Below are 24,241 nucleotides of genomic sequence, written 5' to 3'. Positions count from 1 at the left end.
GATTACACATTCGATAATCCACACCAGCAAAAAAACCTTACAAAAAAATATTCAAAAACCTAAAATTAAAACGCCCACTCAAAAACAAACAAAACAACCCGCTATTAAAAACATAACGCAAAAATATGATTTTTTTATTTCACACAAAAAAGATATAGTAATAATTGCTAATCTATTTAAAAATACCTCACATAACGTTTACAGAACAGCCGGAGACAACCATGTCATTACGCTTACGTTTAATTATCATGAGTGCTCTGGGGATCATTGCAATGCTGATCACCAGCCTAATCGGGCTCTATGGCATTTACCAAGCAAATCAGACTATAAACAGCATCTACCAAGATCGTGTTGTTCCTCTGCGCGACCTTAAAAACGTCGCTGATTTTTATGCGGTCAACATTGTGGACACCAGCCACAAAGTACGCAATGGCAGCCTAAGCGCAGAAAAAGGCGCCTCTCTGATTAATGAAGCAGAGGCAGGCATTACCCGCGACTGGGGCCATTACATGGCAAGCAGCATGGTTGAAAAAGAAAGCAAGCTAGCCAATGAAAACGAGCAGCTTATGAAACGGGCCAGTCAGATAAGCAATAAACTCAAACAAGCAATAAAAAACAAAGATACGGCAGCTCTGGATCAATTAGTGATCCGTGAAATGTATCCTGCCATTGAACCTGTCTCTGACAAAATATCAGAACTCATCACATTGCAACTGGATGTAGCAAAACAAGACCATGAAGCATCAGAGCAGGCCTATCTCGCGACGCGTGCATTCAATATCGTACTACTCGTTGTCATCGCCCTCATTCTGATCACCATTTCGGCATGGCTTATCCGGGACATCAGCCATGCAGTGCGCAGCACCACCCAATTTGCCGACGTTATCGCCTCGGGAGATTTAAGCAAAGACAAACCCAGCGCCAGCAAAGATGAGCTGGGCACACTACTGAATAAACTCGGAGAAATGCAAAAGAGCTTGCGCAGCGCAGTACAAGAAATTGCGAAAAGCTCCACAGCAATCGGCAGCGCATCGAGCGAATTAAGCCAAGGGAGCAAACAGACATCGGCTGCCATTGATTTACAAAACCAGGCTTCAGCCTCTCTGGCCTCCTCCGTAGAAGAAATGACGGTCAGCGTATCCATCATTACCGACAACTCGGAAGACGTCAGCTCGTCGACCGATATAGCACTCGCCACTACCCACACCAGCGGCCAGGTTATTCAGGCCACTCAGGCAGCGCTATCGCAAATGAGCTGCACAATCGGCACTGCAACCCAGCGCATTTTACAACTACAGGACCGCTCTAACGCCGTCGGGCAAATTGCCCGCGTAATCCGCGATATCGCCGATCAGACCAATTTGCTGGCGCTTAATGCTGCCATTGAGGCCGCGCGGGCTGGCGATATGGGCCGGGGCTTTGCCGTCGTCGCCGACGAAGTCAGAAAACTTGCAGAACGCACTACTCAGTCCACGCTAGAAATCAATGAAACGATTAATGCCATTCAAACCGGCACCACGGAGGCTGCCACCATCATGAATCAGGCACTAAGCGAAGTACAAATCGGAGTACAGCATGCGGGCGACGCCGCAGCATCCGTTCAAAGCAGCCATAATGCAGCCCGCTCAGTGCATACAGCCATTCACGCCATTGTGGATTCACTGCGCGAGCAGCGCCAGGTTTGCAATCTGATCAGCCAGAATATTGAGCGGATTGCACAGGCCAGCGAAGAAAACAACCTTGCAGTGCATGCCAATGTAAACACCGCATTTGAACTCGATCAACAGGTTCTGACACTACAGACCGTCGTGGCCAGATTTAACTTATAGAATAGCAGGCCGCCACATCAGCCAGGCCCAGAGCGCCATGGCTGATGTGGGCAGCTTATTCATGGGAATTGGCCATATCCAGCAATACCGGCCTAAGCACGCGCAACACCTCTTTCGCCTCCAAACTCACCAAAAATCCCCGCTTGCCACCATTGATATAAATCAGCCCCATCTCGGCAATGCTCGCCTGCATATACACCGGCATCACACGTTTGGTACCAAAGGGCGAGGTTCCGCCTACCACATAGCCAGAATGGCGATTTGCCACTTCCGGCTGACATGGTGCAATATGCTTTACCTTTAAATATCGCGCCAGATTCTTGGTAGAAACCTCACAATCACCGTGCATCAACACAATCATGGGCTGTTTTTTTTTCATCTTCCATAATCAGTGTTTTAATCACTGCGTGCTCTTCTACGCCCAGCTCTCTGGCCGACACAGCTGTTCCGCCTTTTTCCTCATAAGCATACAAGCACTCGCCAAAGGCCACCGCATACTGGCGCAGGGTGCGTATCGCTTGAGTCACTGGCGCTTTTTCACTCATTTCCCACCTCAAATTCTCGCTAAAAGAGTTACAATACCCGACTAAATCACTCTGGTTTGCCCCACAATGAAAGCCACTTTTGATCAGATATTACTGACACCACGCTTTGGTCGTCTACCCGGGCATTTTTACTCACGCATATTACCAACGCCACTTCCCGCCCCCTATCTGATGGCCTGGAATACCGAATTAGCCCATGAAATGGGATTTGAAAGCATGGCCGAACAGCAACCTAACCTTACTGATTACCTCTGCGGTAATCGCTTGCCACAGGGTAGCGAGCCTATCGCAAGCATATATTCCGGTCACCAGTTTGGCGTCAATGCAGGCCAGCTTGGTGATGGCAGGGCCATTTTAATTGCAGAGTATCTCGCCCCCAATGGCCGCCACTGGGAAATGCAACTTAAAGGAGCAGGCCCCACCCCCTATTCACGCCGTGCCGATGGCAGAGCCGTACTGAGATCATCAATCCGTGAATATTTATGCTCCGAAGCCATGCACGGGCTTGGAATTGCCACAACCCGTGCACTTGGCATGGCAGGCTCGGAGCAGAGCGTATGGCGGGAAAAGCTTGAAACTGCCGCCGTGGTTCTGCGTGTCGCCCCCAGCTTTGTGCGTTTTGGTCATTTTGAGTACCATCGCCAAAATCCTGATTCACTACAAACACTCGCCGATTGGGTAATTCAATCTCACTACCCGGATTGTGCTTTGGCCAGCAATCCCTATGTCGCTCTGCTTGAAAGCGTAGTGGAGCGCACCGCACTCATGATTGCAAAATGGCAGGCTGTCGGCTTTTGCCATGGCGTAATGAATTCCGACAATATGAGCATACTGGGGCTTACCCTCGACTACGGCCCTTTTGGCTTTATGGACAGCTTTGATGCAGGGCATATTTGCAACCACTCTGACAGTGCCGGACGCTATGCTTACCAGCAGCAGCCCGAGATCGGGCTCTGGAATCTGCACGTTCTGGCACAGACCTTACTTCCTCTAATGGACAAAGAATCAGCGCTACATGCCCTGCAGAGCTACCAAGGACAATTTGAAAACCATTTCGCCAATTTGTTACGCCAGAAACTAGGGCTACTTCACTGGCAGGAAGACGACTGGAATCTGATCACCAGACTATTTGAACTAATGCACCATAGCCACTGCGACTGGACCTACTTCTGGCGTAATCTACCCACATCAGGCTCACAACTGCGTAATCATTTCCAAGACAGAGCCACTTTTGATATTTGGTTTGCCAATTATCAGACACGCCTTAGTACAGAAGCACGCAATCCTCTTGAACGGCAAGCGGCGATGAATCGGGTCAACCCCAAATATGTGTTGCGCAACTACCTGGCCGAAATTGCTATTCGCAAAGCCAGAGACGAAGGTGATTTCAAAGAAATCAAAGCGTTACAGCAATGCCTGATGCACCCCTTTGATGAACAAACCAATTTTGAGCATTATGCAGAGCTGCCACCAGAGTGGGCTGCACAGATCGGCGTTTCTTGCTCGTCCTAAAAACAGTAAATATTTTACTAAGGATTATTTACGGCTACACGAGTGAAATCAAAACAGGACATAACGATTTTGGGGCATAATCGCGCCGTCATCACTCATTTCCCCCTACCATGCCCGATATTTTTAGTGGTCTTGACTATGGCGTTGCCATCAGCTTGGTTCTGGCCCTTGGCTTTGTACTTACCTACGAATTTATTAACGGCTTTCACGATACGGCCAACGCTGTTGCTACGGTTATTTACACCAAGGCCATGCCCCCTCATCTGGCTGTGGTTGCATCGGGTATCTGTAATTTCTTTGGTGTACTTCTGAGCGGACTGGGTGTCGCTTATGCCATTGTTCATCTGCTCCCTGTCGAGCTTTTGCTCAATGTAGGATCCAAGCAAGGCCTTATTATGGTTTTCGCGCTATTGGCTGCGGCAATCATCTGGAATCTGGGCACATGGTATCTGGGCTTACCCGCATCAAGTTCGCATACTCTGATTGGCTCCATTCTTGGCGTGGGGATTGCCAATGCTTGGATGACAAGCATCCCTCTGCTTGAAGGCATCAACACCCAGAAAGCAATCGACATCATGCTATCACTACTGATTTCACCTACCGTAGGCTTTCTGGTTGCGGGTGGTCTGCTTCTTTTGCTGAAAAAGTTCCGCGCCGAGTCGCGCATGCACAATACGCCTGATGAGCGTAAAGCATTAGATGGCAAAAAACATCCACCCTTTTGGACCCGCGTTGCGCTCATTGTCTCTGCCATGGGTATCAGCTTTGCACATGGCTCCAATGACGGACAAAAAGGCATTGGCCTCTTAATGCTGGTACTGATCGGCATTGTGCCAGGTAAATTTGTAGTGGATATGGCCAGCAGCACTTACCAAATCGAGCGCACACACGATGCCGCTCTGCATCTACAGCAATTTTACAGCCGCAATAGCTACCGGCTAAGTAACTATATCGATCAAAGTGCACAGGACCCGTTACCACCGCAATTCAAGTGCGACTCCAGGCAAACCATGCCAGCTAGCAATGAGCTGGTAACCAAACTGGCAGGCATTCACAACTACGAGCAGCTTTCCGAGGATGAACGTATCCGTGTGCGCCGCTTGCTGCTCTGCCTTGATGACACTGCTAAAAAAGTCAGCAAGCTACCAAGCATCACTTCGGCAGAAAAAGCCGACCTGGATCGCCTGCGCAAAGATCTTTCAGCCACCACCGAATATGCCCCGCAGTGGGTGATTATTGCGATTGCACTGGCTCTGGGGCTGGGTACCATGATTGGCTGGAAGCGGATTGTACTGACTGTTGGTGAAAAAATTGGCAATAAGGGCATGACCTACAGCCAGGGGATGGCTGCCCAGATTACCGCAGCATCTGCCATCGGCATTGCCAGCCTGACCGGCATGCCCGTTTCAACTACCCATGTTTTATCATCTGCCGTAGCAGGAACCATGGTCGCCAATCGTAGCGGCCTGCAAAGCCAGACAGTGAAAAACATCCTGCTGGCCTGGGCTCTGACACTACCTGTCTCAATGGCACTATCAGGTGGCTTATTTATTGCGGCAAGTCATTGGATTAAATAAAAGGCACTGACGATCTAAAGATCTAAAAGGCCATGTCATAAGACATGGCCTTTCTTATTCATATCGTAACTATCGGTGTAATTTAAAACTTAATTGAGCGGCACACTTTGCGAATTTTCCATGCCACTTGGAAATTTCACTTTTACCACCAGCTGGGCATCGGCCGGGATCGGGCAAGCCACAGCAGACAAAGTGCCGGCAAAAGATGAAACGGCGGATGTGCTCGGTACAATAAAGCTACTCAAACCTGTTAATTGTGCAGGGTTATTAATGGCATTACCCAGCGCATCGACCAAAACCGTTTGAATAACTTCTAGATCGACCTGTGTTTTAGCCGGTAAAACATTGCCGTTACTATCTCGCGCAGCAAAGGCAAACTGGCTAATCAGACTCCCCGATGCACAAAGCTTGCCTGCGCTCAATGGGTAGGTCAGCACATTACTGCCTAAGGAGCTGGCGGACCAAATAATCACTTTGCCGCTCGACACATGAATAGTTTTTGCCACCGAACCGGCGATACTTGAGGACCTCAATACGCCATTATATTGCCCATCCGGCCCGTTATATATTCCATCACCATTAAAATCAATAAAGGGCTCCACATAAACCGAGCCATCAACTGCCAGTAAAGAAAGGGGTGCAGCATGCGCGGTTTCATTGCCATTTAAGAAAACCTCACCCTGATCCGACCAGCTTTCCCCCGAGTCAAACACCCCGTTACCATTTAAATCATTAAAACTCTCTTCTCCTACCATATGCGCCAGCACCGTCATCCGCCCTGCTCCGACCAGTTTTTGCCGGTCACCCGAGCTCAGCAGTGTAACGCTGCAAGCCCCATTAACCATACTGCAGCGCGGGGCAATCGTTCCTATACCGCCCTCGGTCATAAAGCTCACCGCAGAACCATCGGGCACGGGATTACCAAAACGATCAGAAGCACGCGCAGTCAGCACAATCTCATTGCCATCCACGGAGTAGAACTCCGGATTGGCAATATTCGCCGACAAACTAAAGCCATTTTGATGTGGCAAGCCCGTTGAAATAGTCAACGCATTAGACTGACTGCTAATTGAAGGATTTGCACCGCGCAGCGTAGCAGTTACCCTCACCACGGTGCTCACTGATCCTGCGTTCACTACGACCTGCACTAAGCCTGACCCCGGCTGGCTTTGTGCTGCACTTTGCACTAAAGAAATCCCACCAACCGAGCTATTCAGAACAACATCCACCCACTGCCCGCCCAAAGGGCTGCCCTGTAAATCCTTCACCTTGAACTGCACAACGGCACTGGTATTGCCCCCGGTCCCCGGCAAAGAAATCAGCTCCGGAACCGCACTGACAAACTCAATATTGCCCGCCGCAGCGGCAAGTACGGTAAGACTGGCTTTGGCAGAGCGGCTAATACCGCCCAATGTTGCAGTTGCCGTAATTTCATCAGCACCTGCGCAAGATTTATCCTGATAAGTGCTTGATGCACTGGCTGCTTTTACACCATTCACAATATTTACAATCGACAAAACCGGCGTCGACAACAACGCCTTGCCGGCATCAGCGCAAGGCGAGTTAAAACTCACACTAAGCGGCATATCCAGTGCCAAACCTGTTTCACTATTTGTCAAAGAGACGGACACCCCCACACTTCCCCCCGCAGACAGTGTACTCAAATCAAGTCTGGGTATGCCAAGGATAAAATCTAGCGATCTGATACTGTAATTAAAAGCGGTACTATAAGACTTACCATCCACGTCAATACTGGCGTTTATTACATCTGCGCCGGTATTGTCATTACTGATCAGCTGCGACTGCGCCCGGCCAAACGAATCAGTTAATACGGTATCAGGGCTAATTTTGCCAAGAGAAGGGGTGTTAACACTAAGCTTCACAATACGGTTACTCAAGGGCACGCCCTTGGCGTCACTCAAACTCACAACAAGAGTCGTCATTGAATTTGCGTAAACCGTCGTCGAAGCCTGCCCGGCAACATTTTGCAACACAAGCGAGAGCCGGGCTGCGCCACTGGCCACTGAGCTGGCAGTCACATCGCTTGCTCCGCCACCACAGGCCGCCAGCGCACCAAACAGCAGAAGTAAGAGTAAGCCTCGCATGATCCTGTCCACTTATTGTCATCCCAGTGGCATTTATAGCAAAAGAGTAGCAAAGAAGCTTGTCAGTTTATCGAAAGGGCAACTTTAAGCTGCAATAAGTCCTGCAAATAAAAGCTGCATCAGATATCCGCCAGTTCTTTAATGTGCGCCGCCACACTACGCCCCAGTGCAGAAAGATCATATCCCCCTTCCAAAAAGGAAACGATGCGTCCCGAAGCATACTGATCTGCGATTTTCATCAGCTGCCTGGTCACCCAGGCAAAATCTGCCTCAACCAGGCCCATCGTCGACATCTCGTCTTCCAGATGAGCATCAAAGCCTGCCGAAATGAATACCAGCTGCGGTGCAAATTCATTTAAAACCGGCAGCCACTGCTCGGTCACCAAGTCACGAAACTGCACCCCGGTCGTGCCGCGGGGCATAGGAAAATTACGCATATTCGCACCACGAGGCTCATCCCCAGAATAGGGGAAAAAGGGGTGCTGAAAAAAACTCACCATCATCACTCGCGGATCTTCGCAAAAAATATCCTCGGTACCATTACCGTGGTGCACATCAAAATCCACAATCACCACCCGCTCCAGAGCATATTTCTCTATGGCGTAACGTGCCGCAACGGCTACATTATTGAAAAAACAGAACCCCATCGCATTATTTTTTTCTGCATGATGCCCCGGAGGGCGTACCCCACAAAAGGCATTGGCTGCCTTTCCCTGCATCACCGCATCCACGGCAGCAATCCCGGCCCCTGCGGCATGATAGGCAGCACGCAAAGTAAAAGGATTCATCGCAGTATCCGGGTCAGCATGTACAAAACCTTGAGCAGGAGAAATCAACGCCAGCCGGTCTAAATATTCTGTGCCATGCACAGATGCCAATTGCTCACGCGTGGCAGCAGGCGCATCAATATGCCACAAAAAATCCCATATCCCTGCGGCCATTAAACGATCTTTTATAGCCTCCAGGCGCTCTGCACACTCAGGATGCCCCTTGCCCATATTGTGCATCGCACAGGCAGGGTGACTAATATAAGCACTTGGAACACTACTCACAGGCACGACCCCTTTAAAAAAACAGGCTGCCTTCGCCACCTGCTTGATCCATCATCATTCAGCCTGCTACAGGCTACATCAAACATTAATACAAACCATTCTGACTATCAGTTTACGCCCTGAGCAAATGTACTGGCAACGAAAGCGAATAGACAGTTTGCGTTTCATGGTCAACACTGAAGTGATAAATAAACAGGAAGCCATACCATGGCACCACGCCTGCCTGCCGTACTCAAGCAACTCGAAGCCATTATTCTCGGCAAACCCGTGCAAATCCGTCAGGCGCTTTCCTGCCTGCTGGCACAGGGCCATTTACTAATTGAAGACTTACCCGGTGTTGGCAAAACAACACTAGCCCATGCATTGGCCCGCACACTGGGCCTTAAATTTCAACGAGTCCAGTTTACAAGCGACCTGCTCCCTGCCGATCTGACGGGGATTTCGATTTTTGACAAAGAGAATCAGCGCTTTCAATTTCATCACGGCCCGCTCTTTACCCAGCTACTGCTGGCTGACGAGATTAACCGCGCTTCTCCCAAAACCCAGTCGGCCCTTCTAGAAGCAATGGAAGAAGGCCAGGTCACCGCCGATGGCACGACCTGGCAGCTACCCGAGCCATTTTTTGTGATCGCCACACAAAACCCATCCCATCAGATTGGCACTTTCCTATTGCCCGAATCCCAGCTGGACCGGTTTCTGATGCGTATTGAGCTAGGCTACCCCGACATACATGCCGAGCGTGCCATGTTATCAGGATCCGATCGCCGCCATCTGATTGAAACACTAGCAGAAGCAATCAGCAGCAGCGATTTGCAGAGCAGCCAGAAAACAGTGCGCGATGTGCACATTGCCCCTGCGCTGCTCGATTATGTACAAGCACTGATCGCAGCATCACGTCAGCCAGGCCGGTTTATGTGCGGTTTATCCCCACGTGCAGCCTTAGGCCTTTTACATGCAGCACAAGCCTGGGCCTGGCTAGATGGCCGTGATTTAGTTTTACCCGAAGATATACAAGCTGTTTTTCTACCAGTAACCCAGCACAGACTGGTGATGGCAGGCAGCGGTAAAACCGCCATTGAAATGGTCAAAGCGTTGATTCTGGAAACCCCGATTCCCTAATGCTCAATCAACTTAAGCAAAGCCGGCAACGCTGGCTTCATCGCTGGTTTAACAAGCGTCACCCTGCGCAGCGCAGCGCGGTCGTCCTTCGGTATGACCGCATCTATATTTTGCCCAGCGGTTTTGGTTACGCATTCTGTTTTACCGCCCTGCTCATTTTAATCGGAGCGATCAATTACCAGCTTAGCCTGGCTTATTTATTTGCCTTTACGCTGTTAGGCCTTGGCCATGCAGTGCTGTTTCGCACCTTCAGAAACCTGTTAAAGTTGCGATTACAACTCTTTGATGCACCCGCCGTTTTTGCCGGTGAAGTTGCAGCTTTCCCTCTTCATATCCGCCATAGCAGCACCTTAAGCCGACATGCTCTGGCCTTTAACTTTCTTCATCAAACATCTGTCAGTCTTAATATTATTGAACACGAAGCAAAGCTCGCCATCCCCTTACTCAGCCAGAAACGCGGCTGGCTAAATGCGCCGGCCCTGCACTTATCCAGTGATTATCCTGTTGGCTGGTGCCATGCCTGGAGCTATCTTAACAGCCCCGTCCGCTGTATTGTCTGGCCCCGCCCGGAAAACGATCCGCCCCCCTGGCAAACCGAAAACAACCAGGAAAATAACACAGGACGCGGTGAAGAAGACTTTGCAGGCTTACGCCCCTATCAGGCAGGGGACTCCTTACGCAGAATAGCCTGGAAGCAAGCGGCACACAGTGAATCGCTACCGGTTAAGTTTTTTAATTCGCAAGCTGCAGCCCCGCAGGTTTTTAGCTGGGATCAGCTCTCCCAGCTGGAAACAGAAGCTCGCCTGTCAAGATTAACGGCGTGGATACTGGCGGCACAGCAAATAGGCACGCCCTACGGCCTCTCTCTCCCCGGCCTGCAAATTGCCCCTGCGCTGGGAGAACCCCATCAGATCAGTTGCCTCAATGCACTGGCCCTATTTGATAACGACGCCCAGCAAACCCCGACCGGCAAGTGGCAATGAACACGACACTTGCCCGCAAACCCACTCAATACCTGATTGCTACGCAAGCCTTGGTGCTGGCCCCCCATAGCCTGCAATTCAGCCCCTGGCTGACACTGGTGCTGGCTTCACTTTTACTCTGGCGCGCATGGATTGCCTATAGCGGCAAAACGCTCCCTCCCGCCTTTTTCAGTCTCATTCTTTCTTCAGGTTTGTTTTTTCTAATCTGGCTGGATTACCAAACCTTAATAGGCAGACAGGGGGGCGTTGCCACGCTGGCCTGCCTGGCGACGGTCAAGCTCTTTGAAACCCGCACGCAAAGAGATATTAAAGTGATTAGCTTACTGGCCTACTTTTTAGTGGGAGCGGGGTTTTTAAGTGTGTCCTCAAGCTGGATATTAGGCTGGGCCGGTTTTGCTATGCTAGCAATCACCGGGCAGCTAATACAATGGCAAAGCCTTCAAACATGGCAGCTTATGAGCAAACAGTTAATTTACATGCTGTTTGAAGCTATTCCCTTTGCCATTTTTCTATTTGTTTTTTTCCCCCGTATTCCTCCGCTCTGGAGTATGCCTGACGAGCAGACTGTTGGCCGCACCGGTTTAAGCGATGAAATGCGGCCCGGTGACTTTAGTAAGTTAGCACGTGACGAGTCCGTCGCATTCAGAGTCGAGTTTGAAAATACCCTCCCAAAAATGTCAGCCAGATACTGGCGAGGCCCCGTATTTGATCTCTTTGACGGAGAAGCATGGCTACAAATGCCGGTTAATATAGCCGGAGGCCCGGCCATCACTGCCCGTGGCCCGGTGATGAACTACACCATGACAATGGAGCCACACAACTTAAACTGGCTATTGGCCCTTGACATCCCCGGCACACTCCCCGACAGCGCACTGCTTAGTAACCGACTGCAAGCCGTCAACAACACCCCGATCAGCCAACGACAACGCTATCGCTTAAGCAGCTTTCTGCTCTGGCGCACCAGCGATGACGACACCATAAAAAGTGCATTGCAACTACCACAAAATGGAAACCCGCAGGCACGAAAACTAGCAGCAAGCTGGCGAGCGCTTTCTCCGCCAGAGCGTGTAAAACAGGGGTTAAATTTCTTAACGCACGGCCATTTTAGCTACACTCTACAACCCCCGCTCAATAAAGGCCCAAATGGTATAGACACTTTTCTGTTTAAGAACAAACAGGGTTTTTGCGAGCATTACGCCAGCAGCTTTACATTTTTAATGCGTGCAGCTGGCATCCCCAGCAGAGTAGTTGCGGGCTATCAGGGCGGAGAGTGGAACAGCCGTGGTAAATACCTAATTGTGCGGCAAGCCAATGCCCATGCATGGAGCGAAGTATGGCTAGCCCAAAGCGGCTGGCAGCGCGTCGATCCCACTGCTGTCATTGCCCCTTCGCGCATCAATAACGGACCGGACATCAACTTAAGCCAGGCAGACAGCCTGCCCTTTATGGAAGGCGCTCCACCCGAATGGATACATAATCTGCGATTAAACTGGGATAGTCTCATTAACGGCTGGAATCAGTGGGTGATCGGCTACGACTCGCGCAGACAAATACAGCTTTTCAAAAAGCTGGGCATCCCAGACGCCTTATCCGGCGAATTTATCCTGCGAATGGCATTAGCCAGCAGCCTTATTCTTGCCCTGCTCTTTTTACTCGCCACTCGGAATACAGCTATAAAACGAGACCCGGCCAGCCGTATATGGCAGCGTTTTAGCCGTCAGCTCGCCCGCAAAGGCTGCCTGCAGCTTCCCCACGAAGGACCGCTTGCATTTAGCCTGCGCGCCAGCTCGCAATTACCCCAGCATCACGATGTTATTCATTACATCACCCAGCAGTACATTGCCGCACGCTATGGAAAAGATACCGCAGCACTTATCAGGCTTCGCAAAGCAGTACGTCACTACACACATAATCAAATTAAACAGAGCCTGTTATGATTCAGGCAATCCATTCGAGTCTGCCACTATGTCCTCATTTCTACCCGAACCCCCGTTCCGACACGACCAATCCAGCCGGATCGGTGTTTTACTCGTCAATCTGGGCACGCCTGCGGCCCCGACATCAGCGGCCATTCGCCCCTATCTACGCCAGTTTTTGTCTGACCCACGTGTGGTAGAAATACCAAAAGCTGCCTGGTGGATCATTCTCAACACATTTATTCTGCCTTTTCGCCCCAAAAAAACAGCGGTCAAATATGCAAGTGTATGGATGAGCGAAGGTTCTCCTCTAAAAGTCTGGACAGAAAAACAGTCAAAACTTGTAAAAGGCTGGCTGGGAGAGCAAGGCCATAAAGAGGTTCTGGTTGACTATGCCATGCGCTACGGACAGCCATCCATTGCTGCACAGATGGACAAGCTGAAAGCTGCTGGTTGTGAAAAATTACTTATCCTGCCGCTCTACCCACAATATTCTTCTAGCACCAGTGCAACAGTCGTTGACGAAGTGAGCCGGGTTATGGCGGGCTACCGCAACCAGCCTGCCCTGCGTACAGTGCGTAGTTTTCACGATGACGAAGGCTATATCAAAGCACTGGCCGGACGCGTTCGTGAATACTGGCAAACAAAAGGCCGGGGCAATCATTTATTGATGAGTTTTCACGGCGTACCACGCTATACCCTGGATAAAGGCGATCCTTACCACTGTTATTGCCGTAAAACGGGACGCTTATTAGCTGAGGAACTCGATCTTGCAGAATCCGAATATACCGTTGCTTTTCAATCCCGCTTTGGCCGTGCAGAGTGGCTTCAACCCTATGTTACTGCCACCTTGAAGCAACTGGGAAAAGCCAATACAGGCAGACTGGATGTAATCTGCCCTGGATTTGTAGCTGACTGCTTGGAAACGCTTGAAGAAATTGCCATCGAAGGGAAACAGGACTATTTACAGGCCGGCGGTAAGGACTATCACTTTATACCCTGCCTGAATGACTCCCCCTTATGGATAGATGCTTTAACCGCGCTGACAAAAAAAGAGCTTTCTGGCTGGCTACTTACTGACAACACTGCTATAGACAATACACAACTATGCACATTAAGCAGAGCCCAGGCTTTAGGTGCACAAAATTAACTTGGGTATTGAAGAAATTACAGTTAAACTGCCGGTAAGCTTATTCTTACAAAACGAGGTTCAGAATATGAGCACAAAGCTCTTTCTCGCTGAAGACGACCTAATTCTCGCTGACGCTTTGAAAACCAGCCTGTCTCAGGCTGATTTTCAAGTTGATTGTGTTAACGATGGCGCTCTAGCCTTACAAATTTTACTGCACAATGACTACGAAGTTGTAGTGTTGGACGTTGGCCTGCCAAATATGGACGGCCTGCAGGTTTTAAAAAACGTTCGTCAGCATAAACCTTCCCTGCCTATCCTGATCCTGACGGCTCTTGATGGCCTGGAAGATCGCGTAGCGGGCTTAGATGCCGGTGCCGATGACTATCTCGCGAAGCCATTCGAGTTCTCCGAACTTGAGGCACGTCTGCGTGCCCTGCTTCGTCGCAGCAAAATCTTACCGCAGTCCGTGCAGCAACTGGGCAATCTGCGTTTGGATCGTGCGGGCCAGCGTGCCTGGTGTAATGACACACCGCTTGATCTGTCTGCACGTGAGCTCACCGTATTGGAAATCCTGATGTCCAATATTGACCGTGTAGTCACAAAAGAGCAGATTGTCGGTGAATTAGGCTCAGAAAATGCAGAAGTGGGCCTGAACGCAATCGAAGTTTACGTGCACCGCCTGCGTAAAAAGCTAGATCCTTGCGGCGTCGTGATCCGTACTATCCGTGGTCTAGGCTATTTACTTGAGAAGCAACCTAATCAAGCTCAGGATGTTGAGGGGTAAATTCTCAATCAAGCGACAGCTCCTTCTGTGGTTACTCATACCACAGGGGGTGCTTTGGCTTGCCGGTGCATTCTTAAGCTACAACGTTGCCCGGCACTATACCAGTACGGCTATTGATGACAGCCTGCTGCAAACCGCACGCGCCATTGGCCGCCAAATCAAGCCACAAGACAACGGGCTGATTATCGATTTTCCCCACGCTCTGCAGCTTTTACTGGATGACGATTCGGATGAGCGCCTGTTTTATACGGTGTCGCTTAATACTGGCGGTATTATTTTCAGCAACAGCGAATTACCCCCACTTCAAAGCCACCAAAGACCCGACAATAGAATTGTTTTCTATGATGCGCCGCTGCAAAGCGAATCTCTGCGCATTGTTTCGCTGTATTTCCCAGTGGAAATCACCCAGCAAAAGAAATGGATGCATGTGCAGGTTGGCAAAAGTACCGAGGCTCGTAGCCGGCTCTCCAAAGAAATTCTGATTGCCATTGCAGCACCGCTGGCCGTGCTGATTTTTGCCATGAGTTTCCTGGTCTGGTGGGGCATTAACCGCGGTCTTCGCCCTCTGGCCCGCCTGCAGCGCCTTGTAGAAGAGCACTCAGGCCAGGACCCCTCTCCCCTGCAACTTGATAATGAACCCGAAGAAGTGGGCGCGCTCACCTCGGCACTTAACCGCCTGTTAAGCAGCACCAATGAAAGTGTTGCCAGACAACGACGTTTCATTGCCGATGCCGCGCATCAGCTCAGAACACCACTGGCTGGGTTAAAATCACAAACCGAGCTGGCCATGCGTGAAACCACACCGGAAGGGCTAAGCAACCGGCTGACCATGGTGCATACCAGTGCTAATCGCAGCATTCATCTTGTCAATCAACTTCTCACCCTTGCAAGATCAGAGCCAGACAGCGTCAAGGGCATGCCGCGTGTCCCGCTTGATCTGGCCAAACTAATTCGAGAACTAACGGCTGAATGCGTTCCGCGCGCCCTTGCCGCAGGAATGGATCTAGGCTGTGATACCGATATATCCGAAGCCCCCATGCATGGCAATTCCGCACTGCTGCGCGAGCTATTTACCAATCTGATCGAAAACGCTATTAAATATATCCCGCGCGGTTGTAATATCACGGCCCGCCTGAGCATTGAGGACGAGCATTACGTCGTAGAAGTGGAAGACGACGGCGCAGGGATTCCGGATTCTGATAAAGAACGCGTATTTGAACGCTTCTACCGCCGAGAGCAAACCGGCAATGGCTGCGGCCTGGGAATGGCAATTGTAAAAGAGATCACCGAAAGACATCGCGGTAATATCCAATTACTCGACGCAGAACCACACGGGCTAATTGTGCGGGTAGTCCTGCCAATTAAAGCGGGCTAAATTTTTAATCATAATAAGCCCCATCATGCAGTTATATCAAATACAGTTGATACCCAACCCAATCCCGCTCAAAAATAAGCACCTTATATCATCAAGTTCACTAACGCCTTCTCAACCAGACAATTCGTGGAACCTGATCAGGCTTGCGCTCTAATAATGCTTGAAAGCGCATATTTACCCGCCCAAAATTTGTATCAACTTCACTGATAAAATAATTACTGCTAATAGATACCGCATTTAAAGACAGGGTGTTTTGCAAAGTCTGAGGCAGAGCCAGCTTGAATTCTTCAATACTTTTAAAATATTTACCCGAGCGTTTTGCAATAACGCCCTGTGCTGCAGACACAGATAAGCCGGGAATAATCGCAGCCAGTACTTCTGGCCCCGCAAAATTGACATTCACAGGCACAGTCTGGGGCAAGATACTGACCAGCGGCTCCAGCTTGGCAATCACCTCGGGACTAAAGCCACGAATACGTGACAAGCCTTGAATATCCAGCAAGGCACGGTTGCCCGCCCGATAAGGTTCAGGCATCGCCAGGTACTCCACGTCCTCAGCCCCACCGGGATAGCGCGTCAGACTGTCTGCGTCCTGCCAGTCCACCAGCGCATTGGCGATATCCTGCGGCAAACCCAGAGTTTGCAATAAGCGCTGAAATGCAGCAAAACCTGCCTCATTTAGTATGCCGTTTTGCACTACATTATTTAAGTTAAAACGCCCCTGCTGCTCAAGTAAGCGCCCGCCAACCCGCCCTGCCTCTACCGGAATCGCCGGAATCGGGATATTCCATGGCTCTAGCTGGTGGTCAATCTGATTATTACGGGCATCATCACGCAAGGTAAGCCGGGCCAGATTAATCGAAGCACGGGCGATACCACGTGCTTCGGCCAGATCAAACTGATTTTCCAACTGCCGAAACCATAGCTGCTGCCGCCAGGCAATAGCCACCGCCAGTGTAGCGACCAGAGCCGCAGTCAGCACAGCGGTAATGATGGCAACGCCCTGTTGTTTGCGCATCATGGCAGGGTGTAGATCCTTTGCACGATAGTGTCATCAGCAAGGGTAAGTTTTATTCTAACACCCCGTGGTGGCACCTTATTATTGCCCGCTGGTGGCCAGCTTGGCTGCCACTGGCTGGCAGCATCTAAAAAAGTAACTTCGAAAGCCCGGATATTTTCCAGAAGAACATGGACTTGAGGCTCTTCACGTGGTCCCAAATCAAGGGCGTTCCATAGCAATAACTCTAAACGGCTGTTATTCAGGCGATACGCCACGTGAAAAGCATCCCGATTACGATCCAGGCGAATTAACTCCAGGGGCTGATCTCCCCTGCGCTCTGGCTTATTGGTGCCACGCATGGCTGGCTGCTCTACCCCTCCCTGGTCCCGCCAGGGGCGATCCACCGCCTGGCTCACGTCTTCTTCTATGCGATCAAACACCAGAGATAAATCCCGCCAGTGCTTGGCCTCAGCATCCAGAGCCGTGCGTGTTTGTGCAACAGACTCCAGCCCCTTATAGGAAATAAGCGTCACCACACTAAACACCGCCAGCGCGATTAAGATTTCCAGCAGAGTAAAGCCAGCCTGTTTATGCCACTTAGACTTAGCCCCGCCAACTGGCGATTCGTGTTTATGCGAAACGGGTTCCGCCAGCAGTGATGGCCCCCGATCCAAAATCAATATGCCAAAGGCACTGAAATGAAATAGTCGTCTCATCAAAGTTTAGTGGGGAACGCGAGCAAGATAGCTAACCAGGTTTGCTGCTGCATGCTGGTGATCACCGGCGGAAAAAACCTTTATTTCGATGCGGCGAAAACTACGGTTTGGTGAGCCCCCAATTTCCACTCGCCAGGTAAAATCCATACCCGCTTGCGATTCATTCCCCTCGGTAGCACCAATATCCGGCCATGCACCTAAAGCCGCCAGCTCATTTAAACGGTTTTGCGCCACCCAGCCCGCTGCCGTACGGCCTTTTAATTCAATGGCGTTATTGGTGCTGGCTAAGGTAGCCTTCATCGCAGCCCCCATGGCAATAGCAATCACGGCCAGCGCAACTAGTACTTCAATCAAGGTAAAGCCTGTAGCATTTCTACGCATGGGGTAAGGCCACCGTCTCCGAGGCATCAGGCCGGCGTACTTCAACCCGTCCCATCACATCCCCCACCAGCTCCAAACGACTATTATTCAAGCGAAGGCGCAGACTAAAGGGTACATTGACCCCGGAAGGCTCAAAGACCAGGCGCTCACCTAAACGCTGCTCACGCAAATTCACCGTAAATCCCTCAACCTGTACCTCTTCCAAAACTCGTGGATTAAGCAAATCGTGCGCAGCAATTGATTGCCAGTTATTTTGTGCATCTTGTAACCAGAACTGATAGCCCTGCCCGTCTGACGACCAGGCAATCGTCTGCCCGCTGGTAATCGCTTCATCTCTTGCAGATTCAAACAAAGAGGCCAGACGGCTCGCCTCACGCTCCACTCTTTGCCCATCGGACAAATCCAGGCGCACCACAGCCAGCCCCATAATGATGCCGATAATGGAAAGCACCACCAAGATTTCAATCAGGGTAAAGCCAAGCTGACGCATCACCTTCATGGCTCAAAGCCAAGCGTACTCGGGCATAACATCAGCTATCCCAGGAACCAATATCTGCATCAGTATCTTCACCGCCCTGTTGGCCATCGGCACCATAGCTCATTACGTCAATTTCACCCTTAATACCCGGGCTGAGATACAGATAATCACCACCCCAGGGATCTTTAGGTAGTTTTTCCACGTAGCCCCCGGTTTTCCAGTTATTAGGCACAGGCGCTGCACTGGGTTTTTCTACCAGCGCTTTTAAGCCTTGCTCGGTACTTGGGTAGCGCCCGTTATCCAGCTTATAAAGCTTGAGCGCCTGAACAACAGAGCGGATATCTTGTTTGGCGGCGACAACACGCGCCTCATTCGGGCGATTCATAATCTTGGGCACAACCAAAGCTCCCAAAATAGCCAGAATGGTAATCACCACCAAAATTTCAATCAGCGTAAAGCCGCCTTGCTTGCGTTTCATTTAATACTTCCCCTTTACTAGAGTGATCACTTTGAGTAATCAGGCTTTTTATTTAACTAACTGATTCATTTCAAAAACAGGTAATAAAATCGCCAATACAATCACAAGCACCACCCCCCCCATCAATAACACCATCAGAGGGCCAAGCAGGCCGGTAAATGTGGAAACACGATTTTCCAATTCCTGTGCTTGCTGCGCAGCAGCTTTTTCCAGCATATGCTCCAAGCGGCCAGTAGCCTCTCCGCTGCCGATCAGATGAATCAGCACAGGGGGGAACATTTTACTTGCCGCCAGCGCACGCGATAGTGTCATCCCTTCACGGACCTGCTTGGCTGCTTCGGCCACTGCATCACGCAAAGGCAGGCTACCTAATACGCCACTCACTGCCTGCAAAGCATTCAGGAGCGGCACGCCGCTTCCTACCAAAATAGCCAAGGTAGATGCCAGTTGTGCCGTATTGGCTGTGCGCTCGAAGCGCCCAATCAGGGGTAGCTTTAAACGCCAGGCATCAAATTGCCGTCTGACGGCCTGTTTTTTGAGAGCATGCCAGCCCGCTACCGAAGCCATCGCCATCAGTACAAAGAAAATGAGCCCCCAGTCACGCACAAACTGGCTAGCCCAAAGCAATAATCGGGTAAGTAAAGGTAACGTTTGCTTCGCACTTTGAAACACCGTCACCATCTGTGGCACAACCCAGGTCAGCAGCCCGACAATCACCAGAGCGGAAACAAACATCACCACCGCAGGATAAATAAATGCCAGCCCCACCTTAGAAGCTAACGAAGCCCGTGACTCCAGGTAATCAGCCAGCCGCTGCATCACGGCAGCGGCCTTACCTGATTCCTCCCCCGCGCTGACAATCGTACGATAAAGCTCGGGAAACACGCGAGGGTGACGCAAAAGTGCCTGAGAAAGCGAAGAGCCGGACAAAATCTCGCTGCGCAGTGCAGCAACCAGTTGTTTTTCACGCTCCACTTCACTCTGTTCGATCAGTACTGATAATGCCTGCTCAATCGGCAACCCCGCATCCAGCAAGGTAGCCAGCTGGCGGGTAAGCAAAGAAAGCTTGGCGGTGCCCAGGCTACGCTCGCCCTTCGCCCCAAGCGAGGCAATTTCTTCCAGCTCCGAAACCCACAAGCCCTGCTGGCGCAGCAAGCCTTTAGCCAGACGGGGTGTCTCCGCTTCAATGACGCCGCGCGCAGCCTTGCCACTCTCGTTGACGGCACGATAGCGAAAAGCGCTCATACGGGATAACTCAAAAAATGAAATACGACGCGGAAGGGCATTTTTATTATTTTTTTCTGGCTGAGTGAATCAAATATAGTATTTCATACTGTGAATAAAAGCCGCCTATGATTTTATACAAAAAATCAAAAACAGCCCTGATATAACTTTTAAACCATGCTTAAGAAAAAATGACCGTTTTCTTTGCATAAACCAAAATCCGGTTTTCAAGATGGGCACGCACCGCACGCGAAAGCACCATTCTTTCCAGATCACGCCCTTTCTGAATCAGCATATCAATATCATCGCGATGAGAAATACGCATAACATCCTGCTCGATAATCGGGCCATCATCCAAGACTTCAGTCACATAATGACTGGTTGCACCGATAAGTTTTACGCCACGGGCAAATGCGCGATGATAAGGTTTTGCCCCTTCAAATGCTGGCAAAAACGAATGATGGATATTAATGATGCGCTGCGGATAAGACGCTGTAAATTCGTGGCTTAATACCTGCATATATCGGGCAAGTACAATTAAATCAATCTGACTTGTTTCCAGCAATGCATGCTGAGCCTGTTCTGATTCAGCTTTATTGTCTTTAGTTACCGTAATAACATGATAGGGAATACCATAGTAATCAGCCAGACCACGGCAATCTTCATGATTAGAAATAATCAGGGGAATATCACAACGTAGTTCGCCACTTTTATGCCGATGCAATAAATCAACAAGGCAATGATCATACTTTGAAACAAAAATTGCCATTTTTGGACGGCAAGCAGATAAAGCCACCGACCATATCATTTGAAAACGATCAGCAATCGGCTGAAATGCTGCTGCAAATGCACTCATGTCCAGTGAGAAATCAGTAACGTCCCACTCGACCCGCATCAAAAATAAATTTTCTGTTTCATCCTGATGCTGATCGGAGTGAACAATGTTGGCGTTGTAGGTATACAGAAAATTGGCAATCGCTGCAGATAAACCTTTTCGATCTGGACAACTAATCAGTAGTGTTGCGGTATTCATTCAATGACTCTAGTAAAAACCATCCCCGATTCTAACAGCAACATTAGTGATAAGGCATTACTCAGCTTAGCCCCCAACCCGTTCAATGGTGATTCGGATCAGAAATTTTCCATTTTGCCTTTGATAATACACCTCAAGTGCTTGTTTTCCATTAATCAGCAATCACTCAAACCGGATGCTTAAATTATCTTTGGTATTTTTACAGGCCAGGCGTATTCCTCCAGCAAAAAGCCCCAGCATAAATTCCCCCTGCCATGCATGCGAGCTTGAAAGATCGGCCATCTGCCCCCATCATGTCGTGCTCGATAGGCTCTCATCATAACCACAAACATTTTTGTTCAGCAGACGCCCTTAGCCGTATGTACTGCGACGGGGCATCTTTTTTTTAAATCGAACCCATCGCTCTCCCGAAAACACATTGTTTATTCCGGGTTTCCAGCTGTTTAATACAAGGCGTTTAGCCTGCCACCAGTCAGCTCACTTATGTTCCATATTGTTCTATTTCAACCTGAAATCCCGCCAAATACGGGCAATATTATCCGTCTTGCTGCCAATACCGGCTGCCATTTACACCTGGTTAAGCCTCTGGGCTTTGAACTGGACGACAAGCGCATGCGCCGTGCAGGCCTCGATTACCATGAGTTTTCAAGCATGCAGATCCACGAATCATGGACGAGCTGCCAGCAATCTCTGGCTGGGCATCGTTTTTTTGCCATGACCACCAAAGGCTCAACAAGGCACGATCACATTATCTACGAGAAAAGTGATGTCTTTGTGTTCGGGCCGGAAACCCGTGGACTGCCTGAAGAGATTCGCGCAGAATTTGCCGCAAATCGCCGTATACGCCTACCCATGATGCCGGATAATCGCAGCCTAAATTTATCCAATGCCGTCGCAATCACGGTATTTGAAGCATGGCGCCAGATGGACTTTGCCGGAGCAGACTAAACGCCCCCGCAAAAAAAAAGCAACACAGAAGCAGCAAAATCCCCTGTGTTGCCTTCTTATTTCCACCCATCTTATTAAGCCAGTAAACATGCCGCCTGTGTTTGCTCGGTAAGCTGGCGCAACTGTGGGACATCTTTGGAACACTGATCCAAGGCCTTTGGGCAACGCGTCCTGAATACACAGCCTGACGGCGGGTTAATCGGGCTGGGCAAATCGCCCTGCAAAATCTGAATCACTTTATTTTTTTCACGCTCAGGGTCCGGGATTGGAATCGCAGACAATAAAGCTTGTGTATATGGGTGACTAGGCTGCAAATAAAGCGCGGCCTTTTTTGCCAACTCCATCTCATGGCCTAAATACATCACCAAAATACGATCGCTGATATGTTTTACAACGGCTAAATCATGAGCAATAAAAATCAGCGCCAGGCCCATTTCACGTTGCAACTCTTTCAGTAGATTCACAATTTGTGCCTGAATCGATACATCAAGCGCAGAAACCGGCTCGTCACAAATAATCAGCTTGGGTCTCATAATCAGCGCTCTTGCAATACCGATACGCTGGCACTGCCCGCCTGAAAATTCATGTGGGTAACGGTTAATTTGCTGCTCACGCAAACCCACCCGGACCATAATTGCTTTAACCTGAGCCATTACATCACTGTCAGAAATATGCGGATAATGTGTTTTAAGTGGCTCTGCAATAATTTGTGCTACTGTCATGCGCGGATTTAAAGATGCCAGAGGATCCTGAAAAATCATCTGGATGTCTTTGCGTGCTTCCAGCCAGTCAGCGCTACTCGCACCGCTCATTTCTTTACCCATCCAGACAATACTGCCGCTGGTTGCGGGAATTAGATTCAGCACCGCGCGGGCAAGTGTAGATTTGCCACACCCCGACTCCCCCACCACGCCCAACGTTTCACCTGCATATAAATCAAGTGACACGCCATCTACAGCCTTCAGTGTTTTACTCGCTTGCCATGGCCAGGTCACTCCCTGGCGCACAGAAAAATGAACTTTTAGGTTCCGAATCGACAGAATCGGCTGACGTGCATCAGACATGAGCGGCCCCCTGCTTGATTTCTTCTACCTGCTTATGACAAGCACGTAAAACACCCCCTGCAGACACAGGCAGCAATAAAGGCAAATCGCGATGACAACGCTCTATAGCATGGATGCAGCGCTCGCTAAACGGACAGCCTGGTGGCATATGCGCCATATTGGGCGGATTGCCCGGAATAGAGATCAGGCTTTCAGTATCATCATGATCCAGGCGCGGCAGCGCGCCCAGCAAACCAACCGTATAGGGATGTGTTGCATGATAAAAAATATCATTGGCGTTACCCTGCTCCATAACGCGGCCTCCGTACATCACCAGTACTTTTTCGCAGAGCCCCGCAACAACACCTAAATCATGTGTAATCATCACAATCCCGGTACCAAAATCACGCTGCAAATCTTTGAGCAGCGCAATAATTTGTGCCTGCACAGTAACATCAAGAGCAGTAGTTGGCTCATCAGCAATCAGTAATTCAGGCTCGCATAACAGGGCCATAGCAATCATCACACGCTGGCGCATCCCACCGGAAAATTCATGTGGATACATCATGACACGACGAGCAGCCTCGGGAATTTTTACAGCATCGAGTAACTCAATCGAACGCTTTTTGGCATTGCGGCGACTCATGCCCTTGTGCAATTCCAGCACTTCAGTCATTTGACGCTCAACCGTAAGATAAGGATTCAGAGACGTCATCGGGTCTTGAAAGATCATCGCCACACGATTGCCACGGATTTTATTCAATTGCTGAGCAGACATCGTCAGCAAATCCTGCCCATCAAATAAAGCCTCCCCCTGTGTTTTGCCATTTTTAGCCAATAGCCCCATCAAAGCTAAAACAGTCTGACTTTTCCCCGAACCTGATTCACCGACAATGCCCAGTGTTTCACCACGATTCAACTCAAAAGACACACCGTTAACCGCACTCACCGAACCATCATTGGTAGCAAACTGCACACCGAGATCTTTTACTGATAATAAACTCATGCTGC

The 24,241-nt window shown here is 49.9% G+C and carries 21 protein-coding genes and 1 pseudogene; 10 read left to right on the top strand and 12 right to left on the bottom strand.

Features of this window, described 5'->3' with window-relative positions:
* Positions 1-221 precede the first annotated feature (221 nt).
* Positions 222-1,829, top strand: coding sequence for a methyl-accepting chemotaxis protein (locus EJO50_RS05940; protein WP_125972376.1), 1,608 nt, complete (start codon positions 222-224; stop codon positions 1,827-1,829).
* A 55-nt stretch (positions 1,830-1,884) separates the two neighbouring features.
* On the opposite strand, the pseudogene EJO50_RS05935 reads toward EJO50_RS05940, so the two are convergent.
* Positions 1,885-2,374 (bottom strand): annotated as a pseudogene (locus EJO50_RS05935) (YbaK/EbsC family protein).
* 66 nt (positions 2,375-2,440) lie between these two features.
* Here EJO50_RS05935 and EJO50_RS05930 point away from each other — a divergent pair.
* Together EJO50_RS05930 and EJO50_RS05925 are read left to right on the top strand one after the other, a co-directional pair.
* On the top strand, positions 2,441-3,886 hold the full coding sequence (locus EJO50_RS05930) for a protein adenylyltransferase SelO (protein ID WP_125972374.1): 1,446 nt from the start codon (positions 2,441-2,443) through the stop codon (positions 3,884-3,886).
* Between the two features lie 155 nt (positions 3,887-4,041).
* A complete protein-coding gene (locus EJO50_RS05925; RefSeq protein WP_373280525.1) occupies positions 4,042-5,463 on the top strand; it encodes an inorganic phosphate transporter in 1,422 nt (473 codons plus the stop codon).
* Positions 5,464-5,552: 89 nt separating this feature from the next.
* Here EJO50_RS05925 and EJO50_RS05920 read toward each other — a convergent pair whose 3' ends face one another.
* Both EJO50_RS05920 and EJO50_RS05915 read right to left on the bottom strand, forming a co-directional pair.
* Positions 5,553-7,568, bottom strand: coding sequence for a hypothetical protein (locus EJO50_RS05920; RefSeq protein ID WP_125972370.1), 2,016 nt, complete (start codon positions 7,566-7,568; stop codon positions 5,553-5,555).
* Between the two features lie 119 nt (positions 7,569-7,687).
* Positions 7,688-8,620 (bottom strand): histone deacetylase family protein, encoded by a 933-nt coding sequence (locus EJO50_RS05915; protein ID WP_233702181.1) that lies wholly within the window; start codon positions 8,618-8,620, stop codon positions 7,688-7,690.
* A 207-nt stretch (positions 8,621-8,827) separates the two neighbouring features.
* On the opposite strand from EJO50_RS05915, the gene EJO50_RS05910 reads away from it, so the two are divergent.
* The 6 genes from EJO50_RS05910 to EJO50_RS05885 all read left to right on the top strand — a co-directional run bounded on the left by EJO50_RS05910 (position 8,828) and on the right by EJO50_RS05885 (position 15,929).
* Positions 8,828-9,739, top strand: a complete 912-nt coding sequence (locus EJO50_RS05910; protein WP_125972368.1) for an AAA family ATPase — start codon at positions 8,828-8,830, stop codon at positions 9,737-9,739.
* On the top strand, positions 9,739-10,722 hold the full coding sequence (locus EJO50_RS05905; protein ID WP_125972366.1) for a DUF58 domain-containing protein: 984 nt from the start codon (positions 9,739-9,741) through the stop codon (positions 10,720-10,722). Before EJO50_RS05910 ends, EJO50_RS05905 begins: the two co-directional genes overlap by 1 nt.
* Positions 10,719-12,659 (top strand): transglutaminase TgpA family protein, encoded by a 1,941-nt coding sequence (locus EJO50_RS05900; protein WP_125972364.1) that lies wholly within the window; start codon positions 10,719-10,721, stop codon positions 12,657-12,659. The genes EJO50_RS05905 and EJO50_RS05900 overlap by 4 nt, the downstream gene beginning before the upstream one ends.
* Positions 12,660-12,687: 28 nt before the next feature.
* On the top strand, positions 12,688-13,788 hold the full coding sequence (hemH, locus tag EJO50_RS05895; RefSeq protein ID WP_125972362.1) for a ferrochelatase: 1,101 nt from the start codon (positions 12,688-12,690) through the stop codon (positions 13,786-13,788).
* A gap of 67 nt (positions 13,789-13,855) precedes the next feature.
* Entirely contained in the window at positions 13,856-14,554 is a 699-nt protein-coding gene (locus EJO50_RS05890; protein ID WP_125972360.1) for a response regulator transcription factor, read from the top strand.
* A gap of 49 nt (positions 14,555-14,603) precedes the next feature.
* Positions 14,604-15,929 carry a sensor histidine kinase gene (locus tag EJO50_RS05885; RefSeq protein WP_233702180.1) on the top strand — a complete coding sequence of 442 codons (1,326 nt, stop codon included), beginning with the start codon at positions 14,604-14,606 and terminating at the stop codon, positions 15,927-15,929.
* A 100-nt stretch (positions 15,930-16,029) separates the two neighbouring features.
* On the opposite strand, the gene gspK is transcribed toward EJO50_RS05885, so the two are convergent.
* The 7 genes from gspK to purU form a co-directional block, all read right to left on the bottom strand.
* Positions 16,030-16,950 carry a type II secretion system minor pseudopilin GspK gene (gspK, locus tag EJO50_RS05880; protein WP_125972356.1) on the bottom strand — a complete coding sequence of 307 codons (921 nt, stop codon included), beginning with the start codon at positions 16,948-16,950 and terminating at the stop codon, positions 16,030-16,032.
* On the bottom strand, positions 16,947-17,645 hold the full coding sequence (gene gspJ, locus EJO50_RS05875) for a type II secretion system minor pseudopilin GspJ (protein WP_125972354.1): 699 nt from the start codon (positions 17,643-17,645) through the stop codon (positions 16,947-16,949). The genes gspK and gspJ overlap by 4 nt, the downstream gene beginning before the upstream one ends.
* 6 nt (positions 17,646-17,651) lie before the next feature.
* Positions 17,652-18,026, bottom strand: coding sequence for a type II secretion system minor pseudopilin GspI (gspI, locus tag EJO50_RS05870; RefSeq protein WP_164521438.1), 375 nt, complete (start codon positions 18,024-18,026; stop codon positions 17,652-17,654).
* Positions 18,019-18,525, bottom strand: coding sequence for a type II secretion system minor pseudopilin GspH (gene gspH, locus EJO50_RS05865; protein ID WP_125972350.1), 507 nt, complete (start codon positions 18,523-18,525; stop codon positions 18,019-18,021). The genes gspI and gspH overlap by 8 nt, the downstream gene beginning before the upstream one ends.
* A gap of 31 nt (positions 18,526-18,556) precedes the next feature.
* A complete protein-coding gene (gspG, locus tag EJO50_RS05860; RefSeq protein ID WP_125972348.1) occupies positions 18,557-18,982 on the bottom strand; it encodes a type II secretion system major pseudopilin GspG in 426 nt (141 codons plus the stop codon).
* 48 nt (positions 18,983-19,030) lie between these two features.
* On the bottom strand, positions 19,031-20,227 hold the full coding sequence (gene gspF, locus EJO50_RS05855) for a type II secretion system inner membrane protein GspF (RefSeq protein ID WP_125972345.1): 1,197 nt from the start codon (positions 20,225-20,227) through the stop codon (positions 19,031-19,033).
* 160 nt (positions 20,228-20,387) lie between these two features.
* Positions 20,388-21,239, bottom strand: a complete 852-nt coding sequence (gene purU, locus EJO50_RS05850; protein WP_125972343.1) for a formyltetrahydrofolate deformylase — start codon at positions 21,237-21,239, stop codon at positions 20,388-20,390.
* Positions 21,240-21,722: 483 nt separating this feature from the next.
* On the opposite strand from purU, the gene trmL reads away from it, so the two are divergent.
* The gene (gene trmL, locus EJO50_RS05845; protein WP_125972341.1) at positions 21,723-22,187 is read left to right on the top strand and encodes a tRNA (uridine(34)/cytosine(34)/5-carboxymethylaminomethyluridine(34)-2'-O)-methyltransferase TrmL; all 465 of its coding nucleotides are present in this window, start codon (positions 21,723-21,725) and stop codon (positions 22,185-22,187) included.
* Positions 22,188-22,261: 74 nt separating this feature from the next.
* Here the strand turns inward: trmL and oppF are convergent, their stop codons facing one another.
* Both oppF and EJO50_RS05835 read right to left on the bottom strand, forming a co-directional pair.
* A complete protein-coding gene (gene oppF, locus EJO50_RS05840) occupies positions 22,262-23,251 on the bottom strand; it encodes a murein tripeptide/oligopeptide ABC transporter ATP binding protein OppF (RefSeq protein ID WP_125972339.1) in 990 nt (329 codons plus the stop codon).
* Positions 23,244-24,236 carry an oligopeptide/dipeptide ABC transporter ATP-binding protein gene (locus EJO50_RS05835; protein WP_125972337.1) on the bottom strand — a complete coding sequence of 331 codons (993 nt, stop codon included), beginning with the start codon at positions 24,234-24,236 and terminating at the stop codon, positions 23,244-23,246. The genes oppF and EJO50_RS05835 overlap by 8 nt, the downstream gene beginning before the upstream one ends.
* Between the last annotated feature and the right edge of the window lie 5 nt (positions 24,237-24,241).

It is taken from the genome of Iodobacter ciconiae, from assembly GCF_003952345.1.
Taxonomy (GTDB): Bacteria; Pseudomonadota; Gammaproteobacteria; order Burkholderiales; family Chitinibacteraceae; genus Iodobacter; species Iodobacter ciconiae.
Note: the sequence above shows the minus strand (reverse complement) of the source record. Positions and strands in the feature narration are given on the sequence as shown.